The following is an 8043-nucleotide window of genomic DNA, read 5'->3' as shown; positions in this document are numbered from 1 at the left end:
TGGGCTTTCGAAATTCAGGTTTATTTCTCCGCGGTGTCTCCGGTCGGGGTCGGCGAATCGCTCGTCTCGACGACCGATTTTCGCACCGTGACCCATCACGGGATGATCTTCAGCCCGGACAATAAAGACGTGCTCATCTTCCCGGAGAAAATCGGGGGCAAATATTACGCGCTCCACCGGCCGACGACGAAGAGCGTCGGCAACCCGGAAATCTGGATCGCCGAATCGGACAACCTGCTGCAATGGGGCAATCACCGCCATCTGCTCGGGCTTCGTCCGGGAATGTGGGACAGCGGCCGGATCGGAGGCGGAGCGGTGCCGATCCGCACCGAGCGGGGATGGCTCGAGCTGTACCACGGCGCGACGAAGGAGCATCGCTACTGCATGGGCGCGGTGCTGCTCGATCTCGAAGATCCTTCGAAAGTAATCGCGCGCTCGAACAAACCGATTCTGGAGCCGGAAGCGCCGTACGAAAAGGAAGGATTTTTCGGAGATGTCGTCTTTTCCTGCGGCGCGCTGGTGGAAGGCGATATCGTGAAAATGTATTATGGCGTCGCCGACACTTCGATGGCGGCGGCGGAGCTTAGCCTCCGGGAAATTCTGGACAGCCTGGAGAAAGTGTAAGGGGTCCCTCGCGGGCCTCTTTTTTTCATGCAAAAGAGGCGTTTTCAATCGCGGGCCTCCCTGAAGCAAGGAAAGGATTTTACGGCGCGGCTCGCGAATTTGAAACGGGGAAGAAGCCGAAACGGGGAGGAATACGATCAATGAAAGCTGCGGTATTGCATGGAGTCGGACAGATGACAGTCGAACGGCGGAACGAACCGTCCCCCGGCCCGGGCGAAGTAACGGTGCGCGTGCGAGCGGCCGGCATCTGCGGCACGGACCAGCATATTTATCACGGCCATCCGGGCTCCGCAGCGGTAACGCCGCCGATCGTGCTCGGCCATGAACTGGCCGGTATCGTGGCGGCGCTGGGCGAAGGCGTAGAAGGGCTGAAAGTCGGGGATCGCGTATCCGTCGATCCGAACATCTATTGCGGTATATGCCGGTATTGCCGGGACGGACGGGCGCATCTGTGCGACCGGCTGGCGGCCGTCGGCGTCACGAGAGACGGCGGCATGGGCGAGCTGTGCGTCGTACCGGCGGCGAACTGCTACGTCGTGCCGGATACGGTCAGCTTCGCGGAAGCGGCGCTCGCGGAGCCGCTCGGCTGCGTGCTGCACGGCTTCCGCAAGCTGACCATCCGCCCCGATTATACGGTGCTGATCGTAGGCGGCGGCTTTATCGGACAGCTGTTTCTGCAGCTGGCGAAGGCGTCCGGCGCGCGGCGGATCGTCGTCAGCGAGCCGGACAGCGGCAAGTACGAGACGCTGCGCAAGCTTGGCGCGGACGAGACGGTGAATCCGCTTGACGCGGCGGCCGCAGCCGCGCTCGCCTCGACCGCCGATGTGGTGCTGGAATGCGTCGGGCGTCCGGATTCCATGACGCTCGCGGTCCAAGCGGCGGCCAAGGGCGCGCAGGTGCTCCTCTTCGGCGTCGCTGCGCCGACGACGGAAATCGGCATCAGGCCGTACGATATTTTTGCCAAAGAGCTGCGGATTTTCGGTTCCTTTATCAATCCTTACACGCATCCCGACGCGCTTGCGCTTATCGACGCCGGCATCGTCCGGGTGGAGCCGCTCGTGACGCACCGTTTCGCGCTCGACGACATGCCGGCCGTCATGGCGGACTATCCGCGGCTCAAGGTCGGGAAAGGCCTTATCGTGTATGAATAGAATCCGGGAGAACGCTCGCGCCGACCGCCAGCGCCTGGCGACAGCCACCAGTTGCAGCTCCGCTTATAGGATATCGCCGGCCAGACCGCAAAGATGGTCGGCGACGTTCGCGACCTAGCCGGTGAGATCCCGTGAGATTACCACACCGCTCCTAAAAACATTCAAGGCCGCTTTGCGTTGAATGACGCGGTGGAAAGAGAATGTTTGGAGGGGTGAACCGGAGCCGGACTTTGGTCCCCTTGTTAAGAACCCATCCTTGTATAACCGGTTACGTGGTGTTTCTCTAGGAATGCCGGCCATGTGCTGTCATCTTGAACTGTGAAGAGAGGGACGGGGATCGTATGAACAACTGCAGAGAGGAGAAGGCTGTGGGAGGGAGCTGCAGACGGACGAGGGGCTTGCGTTGCAGAAGACTATCCAGAGGAAGCATGCGGGAACCGCGCCGTTCACGCGGCGGCCCGGCAATTGGACGAAGCGGCGCTTGCGCACGGACTCTTCCGCATCTACGAACGACTGCCTCGCAAGAAGCGTTATCGCTAGCAAACTAATCTACGTTAGGATGCGAGCGGGGAGTCGCTGCCTGGGAGCTATTGGCGGGATCGCGTCGGCGCGCTTGCGTTGCGTTCGAGATCGTCAATGCAGACCGGACGTTCCCCTACACCTACCGCAACGATCATTACAGCTACGCGGTGGCGCTGCCTTGATCGGGCATCGTCATGATTATCCGTCTGCGCTACCGCACATCTTCTGAGTGCTCGAGCAGATCGAGTGGGATGTGATGGGAATGGCGGAGTTCGTTCAAACCAGTTGAGGCGCTTCGCATAGGCTGCATAGGTCCCGCTTGGTCCTCCTCTTGGCAGAGCCTGCGAGTGAAACGTTTTTCTGGCGCCCGTACCGCGGCTTGGTCAGCTGGCCAGCCCCCGTGGAGGCTGACCGCCGTCAGAGCTAAGATCGTCGTTCCCTTTTAGGCTGACTAAAAGCGGGGGATTCCCCGAGCGAGTCCAAAATCCATCATTCACTCGAACGTTCGGCCGAGGGCAAGGATGTATTGCAAGTTCTCGTTGTATTGGCCGGAAGCGAACGCGTCTTCGAGCGTGAATCGTTCATCGGCGGCGCGTGCCGGTCTCTCTCGACTCGCCTCGACATCGGTCGTCGACGTATCCATCTCCGTCGCCATCGTGTGGTCGAAGAAATAGACGAGATGCAGATCTTCTTTGCCTTCGAGGATAGCTTTTCCGCTAATGTTTCGCGCCTCTACCGTAATCGTGCCGCTGGTTAGCTTCCCTTTCCCAGGTTTGGACATCTCAAGCCGATAGGAGATCGGGAGGATCGCGTTGTTGTCCGCAATTTTTGGCGGCACATCAGAATCCTCGAAGTGGACGATCCGCTCGTTGTTTTTCATGGCGTCGGATTCGACACGGACCACACCGGTGCTTTTATCCCATTTTACGGGCAGTTCGAAACTGTCGATCAGGGCGCGAAGCGGAACGAACATGGCGCTCTCGTGAATAGTCGGAACGGTATCCATCATTTGAATTGCACCGTTGATTTCGATCTGTTTCGAACCCACATAAACGACAAGTTTTTTTCCGTCCATTTCAATTGTTGCTCGCTTATGTTTTGCCTCGTACTTAACATTGGATCCAAGAAGTTCGCTAATCGCTCTAAGGGGTATCATCAGTCGGTTATTCTGGTCGACATAAGGAGCCTTTGGGAACGTGTATAGTACATAGTAATCATTAATTTGTAGTACGACGGGAGTCTTTACTGGAGCGGCACTCACACTAAACGGCATACTTAGTAAGAAAATGAAGAGAAGCGCATTTAACAACAGAACCGTCTTTTTCATTCTTCCACCTCCACCATACTAAACGATTGAAAAGATTGGGATGTTGCGCCCAATCTTTTCAATCGGGATCGCGTATCCGTCGATCCGAACATCTATTGCGGCATATGCCGGTATTGCCGGGACGGACGGGCGCATCTGTGCGACCGGCTGGCGGCCGTCGGCGTCACGAGAGACGGCGGCATGGGCGAGCTGTGCGTCGTACCGGCGGCGAACTGCTACGTCGTTCGTGTATGAATGAAGAAATTGTGTGGTATAATCGCCTCAAGGGACAGCATGACGGGAAATTGCAGTTATTGCCGTTCGAGGAGGTTGAATGATGGATTATGCACCGTATTTTGCGGAGCGCAGGGATGCGCATCTGCGCGAATTGAAGGAATGGCTGTCGATTCCGAGCATCTCCGCCCAATCCGTACATAAGGAAGACGTGCGCCGCGCGGCGGAATGGCTGGCGGACGCGCTCAAGCGGGCCGGACTCGAAAACGTGGAAATCCACCCGACGGCCGGCCATCCGATCGTCTACGCGGATCATCTGCATGCGCCCGGCAAGCCGACCGTTCTGATCTACGGCCATTATGACGTGCAGCCGGTCGATCCGCTGCATCTGTGGCAGACGCCGCCGTTCGAGCCGGATATCCGGGACAACAAGCTGTATGCGAGAGGCGCGACGGACGATAAAGGCCAGCTTTTCCTGCACATCAAGGCGATCGAAGCGATATTGAGCACGGAGCGCGCGCTGCCGGTCAACGTGAAATTTTGCGTCGAAGGCGAAGAGGAGATCGCAAGCGGCAATTTGCACCCGTTCATCGAAGCGCACAAAGACAAGCTGGCGGCCGACGCCGTGCTGATCTCCGATACGGAGCTGCTCGGCCCGGACAAGCCGGCCATCTGCACCGGTCTGCGCGGCTTATGCTCGCTCGAGGTGTCGGTCCGCACCGCCAATACCGACCTTCATTCGGGCACATACGGGGGCGGCGTGCCCAACGCGCTGCACGCGCTCGTCTCGCTGCTGGATTCGCTGCATGACAAGCGGGGACGGGTCGCGGTCGACGGCTTCTACGACGATGTGTCCGAGTTGACGGACGAGATGAGAGCGGAGTTCGCCAAGAAAGGCATTGACGAGGAAAAATTGAAGCGAACGCTTGAGCTTGACGCCCTGTACGGCGAGGAAGGCTATACGTTCGCGGAGCGGGTCGGCGCGCGGCCGACGCTGGAAATCAACGGCATGTACGGCGGTTTCCAGGGCGAGGGCACGAAGACGGTTATCCCGTGCGAAGCGCATGCGAAAATTACATGCCGTCTGGTCGACCATCAGGACCCGCAAGATATTCTCGACAAGGTCGAACGGCATATCCGCAAGCATACGCCGCCCGGCGCGAAAGTGAGCGTCGTGCAGGGGGAGAAAGGCCGGCCGTATACAATCGATCCGTCGCACCCGCTGCTGCGGCAAGCCGGGGACGCCTACGAGCGGGTATACGGGGCCCGTCCGGTATTCACGCGGGACGGCGGCTCGATTCCGATCGTGGAGGCGTTCGCGCGCGTCCTGTCGGCCCCGGTCGTCTTGATGGGCTTCGGGCTGCCGACCGAAAATTTGCATGCGCCAAACGAACACTTCCATCTGGACAATTTCGACAAAGGGCTGCTGACGATCGTCGAATTTCTGAAGCGGTTTTGACAGCTTCCGCTTGGCGCGAGGTTCCCGTACTGAAGAAGGAGGAGCAGGATGAAGCCGAAAGTCTTTATCGACAGACCGCTTCCCGCGGAAGTTGTCGCATATATTGCCGAGCATTGCGAATACGAGCAGTGGGACTCGGCCCGTCCGATTCCCCGCGAGACGCTGCTGGAGAAGGTCGCCGATGCCGACGGGCTGTTCACGTCGTCCTCGGCGATCGATGCGGAGCTATTGAGCCGCGCCAAGCGGCTGAAAATCGTCAGCAGCATGAGCGTCGGGTACAATCATTTCGATCTTTCGGCCATGAAAGCGCGGGGAGTGCTCGGGACGAATACGCCGCATGTGCTGGATGAAACGGTGGCCGATCTGGCGTTCGCCCTTATTCTCGGCACGGCGCGCCGCGTGGCGGAGCTGGATCGGTATGTGAAGCAGGGAAAATGGCGCAAAGAGGATAACGAGGTTCTGTTCGGCACGGACGTGCATCATGCGACGCTCGGCATTATCGGCATGGGCCGAATCGGAGAGGCGATCGCGCGGCGGGGGAAACTGGGCTTCGGCATGGAAGTCGTATACTATAATCGCAATCGCAAGCCGGATACGGAAAAGGAGCTCGGGGTACAATATCTTCCATTCGAGCAGCTGCTCGGGACAGCCGATTTCATCGTCATGATGACGCCGCTGACCCGCGAGACCGCCGGCATGATCGGCCGCGCGCAATTCGCGCTCATGAAGCCTTCCGCCATTTTCATCAACGTCTCCCGCGGCCAGACGGTCGACGAGACCGCGCTGGTCGATGCGCTGCGGGAAGGGCGCATACGCGCCGCCGGGCTGGACGTCTACGCGCAGGAGCCGATTCCGAAGGACCATCCGCTCCTGTCTCTGCCGAATGTAATCACCTTGCCGCATATCGGCTCCGCGACGGCCAAAACCCGGTTTGACATGGCCGTGCTCGCGGCCCGCAATCTGGTCGCCGGCGTCACCGGCCGGACGCCGCCGAACATCGTCGCAGAACTGAAATAGCGTTGCACGCAAACGAAAACAGCCTTGGACCGCATCGCCGGTCCAAGGCTGAATATTAAGCAATCAGTTCGTCATTGCTTCTCCAAATGATCGATCGACAGGCCGAGCCCTTCCGCGACGCGGCGGCCGTACTCCGGATCGGCTTTATAGAAATGCCCGATCTGACGCAGCTTGATTTCGTCCTTCTCGACCGGCTTCATGGAGTTCACGATATTTTGGATAAGCCGGGCCCGTTCGTCCTCGCTAAGCAGCCGGTACAGGTCGCCGGCTTGCGTGTAGTGGTCGTCACGGTCGTAAGCGACGCTGTCGGCCGTCCCCGATACGGGATACGGATGCGGCTTGTGCTCGGGAGACTCCGTCGGTCCGCCGTAGCTGTTCGGCTCGTAGTAAACCGAGCTTCCGCCGTTCGAATCGAAGCGCATTTGCCCGTCGCGCTGGTAATTGTGAACGCCGCTGAGCGGACGGTTGATCGGCAGCGCCTGATGGTTCGCGCCGACGCGGTAGCGGTGGGCGTCATGGTAGGCGAACAGGCGGCCTTGCAGCATTTTGTCCGGGGAGACGTCGATACCGGGTACGAGCGTTCCGGGCGAGAACGTCGCCTGTTCGACTTCGGTAAAATAATTTTCCGGATTCCGGTTGAGCACCATCCGGCCGACTTCGATCAGCGGATAGTCTTTTTGCGACCAGACCTTGGTGACGTCGAACGGATCGAAACGGTACGTGTCCGCGTCTTCAAGCGGCATGATCTGCACGTACAGCCTCCAGGCCGGGTAATCCCCCGCGGCAATCGCGTTGAACAGATCTTCGGTATGATAGTCCGGATTTTCGCCGGCAATTTGCCGGGCCACTTCTTCCGTCAAGTTTTTAATGCCTTGTTCGGTTCTGAAATGATATTTTACCCACACGGCTTCCCCTTTGGCGTTCACCCACTTGAAGGTATGGCTGCCGTATCCGTGCATATGGCGGTACGTAGCCGGAATGCCGCGGTCGGACATCAGAATGGTAACCTGATGCAGCGATTCGGGCGAGAGCGACCAGAAATCCCACACCGCGTTCGGGTTTTTCAAATGGGTTTGCGGATGGCGTTTTTGCGTATGAATGAAGTCCGGAAATTTAATGGCGTCCCGAATGAAAAAGACGGGCGTATTATTGCCGACGAGGTCGTAGTTGCCTTCCTCGGTATAAAATTTGACCGCGAAACCGCGCGGGTCGCGGACGGTATCGGCGGAGCCGCTCTCCCCGGCGACCGTCGAGAAGCGGACGAATACCGGCGTGCGCTTGCCGACTTCGGACAGAAATGCGGCTTTCGTATATGCCGTCACGTCGTTCGTCACTTCGAAATAACCGTGCGCGCCGGCGCCTTTGGCGTGAACGACCCGCTCGGGCACGCGCTCCCGGTTGAAGTGGGCCAGTTTTTCAAGAAGATGAACGTCCTGGATCAGCGTCGGTCCCCGCGAGCCAGCCGTCATTGAATTCTGGTTGTCTCCGACCGGAGCGCCCCAGCTCGTCGTTAGCTTGTTACTTTGATTTGTCACAAGGGTCCACCTCTTTCAATCTGCTGTTTGTTTATACTATAGACCAATTCTCAATATAAAATCAATATTAATTTATAATTATTATAAATAAAAAATTTCTGTGAATTTGTCCAGCCGCTTCATATGGAGGAAAGTTCGGGACGAGCACGGACCGGACATGCCGAAAGTTCTTTAATGTTCGAAGTAAAATGTAAA

General features: G+C 58.4%; 6 protein-coding genes and 1 pseudogene. 5 read left to right on the top strand and 2 right to left on the bottom strand.

Annotated features, from left to right (window positions below):
- Together ABEV74_RS18335 and ABEV74_RS18330 are read left to right on the top strand one after the other, a co-directional pair.
- Nucleotides 1–624: glycoside hydrolase family 130 protein (locus ABEV74_RS18335; protein ID WP_430148245.1), on the top strand; the 624-nt coding region annotated here is incomplete at its 5' end.
- A gap of 140 nt (nucleotides 625–764) precedes the next feature.
- Entirely contained in the window at nucleotides 765–1775 is a 1011-nt protein-coding gene (locus tag ABEV74_RS18330) for a zinc-dependent alcohol dehydrogenase family protein (protein ID WP_430148242.1), read from the top strand.
- Nucleotides 1776–2790: 1015 nt separating this feature from the next.
- Here ABEV74_RS18330 and ABEV74_RS18325 read toward each other — a convergent pair.
- On the bottom strand, nucleotides 2791–3624 hold the full coding sequence (locus tag ABEV74_RS18325; protein ID WP_430148239.1) for a stalk domain-containing protein: 834 nt from the start codon (nucleotides 3622–3624) through the stop codon (nucleotides 2791–2793).
- Nucleotides 3625–3702: 78 nt separating this feature from the next.
- Between ABEV74_RS18325 and ABEV74_RS18320 the strand changes: the two are divergent.
- The 3 genes and pseudogenes from ABEV74_RS18320 to ABEV74_RS18310 all read left to right on the top strand — a co-directional run.
- Nucleotides 3703–3858, top strand: a pseudogene (locus tag ABEV74_RS18320) (alcohol dehydrogenase catalytic domain-containing protein); the annotation flags it as partial.
- Nucleotides 3859–3940: 82 nt separating this feature from the next.
- Complete coding sequence (locus ABEV74_RS18315; RefSeq protein ID WP_430148248.1) at nucleotides 3941–5296, top strand: dipeptidase; 1356 nt, start codon at nucleotides 3941–3943, stop codon at nucleotides 5294–5296.
- A gap of 48 nt (nucleotides 5297–5344) precedes the next feature.
- Nucleotides 5345–6313 (top strand): 2-hydroxyacid dehydrogenase, encoded by a 969-nt coding sequence (locus tag ABEV74_RS18310; RefSeq protein WP_430148236.1) that lies wholly within the window; start codon nucleotides 5345–5347, stop codon nucleotides 6311–6313.
- 71 nt (nucleotides 6314–6384) lie between these two features.
- Here ABEV74_RS18310 and katA read toward each other — a convergent pair whose 3' ends face one another.
- Nucleotides 6385–7848 (bottom strand): catalase KatA, encoded by a 1464-nt coding sequence (gene katA / locus ABEV74_RS18305; protein ID WP_430148233.1) that lies wholly within the window; start codon nucleotides 7846–7848, stop codon nucleotides 6385–6387.
- Nucleotides 7849–8043: the final 195 nt, after the last annotated feature.

Source organism: Paenibacillus cisolokensis (assembly GCF_050481165.1).
Taxonomy (GTDB): domain Bacteria; phylum Bacillota; class Bacilli; order Paenibacillales; family Paenibacillaceae; genus Paenibacillus_AH; species Paenibacillus_AH cisolokensis.
This window is presented reverse-complemented; position numbering and strand designations above follow the sequence as displayed.